The organism is Neisseria sp. P0021.S007 (genome assembly GCF_051956855.1).
Genome location: NZ_JBQCXA010000194.1, coordinates 1 through 971, shown reverse-complemented (window position 1 = coordinate 971; position 971 = coordinate 1). Strand labels below are relative to the sequence as shown.

At 50.2% G+C, this 971-nt stretch carries 2 protein-coding genes and 1 pseudogene; all 3 read left to right on the top strand.

The genetic code is table 11. The features are described 5' to 3' along the window. Positions 1-435, top strand: a pseudogene (locus tag ACTHUR_RS12165) (argininosuccinate synthase); the annotation flags it as partial. A 42-nt stretch (positions 436-477) separates the two neighbouring features. Further along, positions 478-693: a DUF4177 domain-containing protein gene (locus ACTHUR_RS12160; protein ID WP_003749376.1), complete on the top strand. Its 216-nt coding sequence runs from the start codon at positions 478-480 to the stop codon at positions 691-693. Continuing rightward, the gene (locus ACTHUR_RS12155; protein ID WP_440398736.1) at positions 686-901 is read left to right on the top strand and encodes a hypothetical protein; all 216 of its coding nucleotides are present in this window, start codon (positions 686-688) and stop codon (positions 899-901) included. Before ACTHUR_RS12160 ends, ACTHUR_RS12155 begins: the two co-directional genes overlap by 8 nt. Positions 902-971 lie beyond the last annotated feature (70 nt).

Sequence of the window (971 nt, the reverse complement as noted above, 5' to 3'; positions counted from 1 at the left end):
CACATCGCCTACGAGCGTTTGGTCACCGGCATCCACAACGAAGACACCATCGAACAATACCGCATCAACGGCCTGCGCCTCGGCCGCCTGCTCTACCAAGGCCGCTGGTTTGACAGCCAAGCCCTTATGTTGCGCGAAACCGCCCAACGCTGGGTCGCCAAAGCCATCACCGGCGAAGTCACCCTCGAACTGCGCCGCGGCAACGACTACTCGATTCTGAACACCGAATCGCCCAACCTGACCTACCAACCGGAACGCCTGAGCATGGAAAAAGTCGAAGACGCAGCGTTCACACCGCTCGACCGCATCGGCCAACTGACCATGCGCAACCTCGACATCACCGATACCCGCGCCAAACTGGGTATTTACTCGCAAAGCGGTTTGTTGGCATTGGGCGAAGGCTCCGTATTACCGCAGTTGAATAATAAGGAGTAGAATCAGGGGGCTTTAAAGCCCCCTTATTTTCAAAGGAATAAAATGAAAGAATATAAAGCCGTCATTTATCAAGAGAACCTGCTTTCCAGTTTGGTTTTCGGCAGCGCCAAAATCAATCCGGTCAAATTCAGCGATTTCCTCAACAGCCACGCTTCGCAAGGCTGGAAGGTCGTTACCATGGAAAAAGACCAACGCCGCATGCTGCTGTTTTTCGTGCGTGAAGCCTACGTCGTCATTTTGGAAAAAGAACGTGTTTAAACTCGGCGTCTATGCCTGTCTCGGATTGTTCGTCAGCTGGGTGTTGCTCTTGATTTTGCAACTTTGGTTTTCCTTCGTCGATGCCGATATGTTTCTCAAAATCACCCTGACCATGGCAGGTCTTTTCATTATCATTCTGGCCAGCTTACTGGTCATCGGCCAGTATTTTTCCGAAAAGAAAATGAAAGACGACGGATTTATCAACTGATACTACTTCGGGAAGCGCCATGTATGCTTTATCCGAAACCTTAACGCAAAATCCTTGTTTAATAGACAAG

Coding starts and splice junctions, on each gene's coding strand:
- ACTHUR_RS12160 (WP_003749376.1), top strand. CDS start 478: ATGAAAGAATATAAAGCCGTCATTTATCAAGAGAACCTGCTTTCCAGT.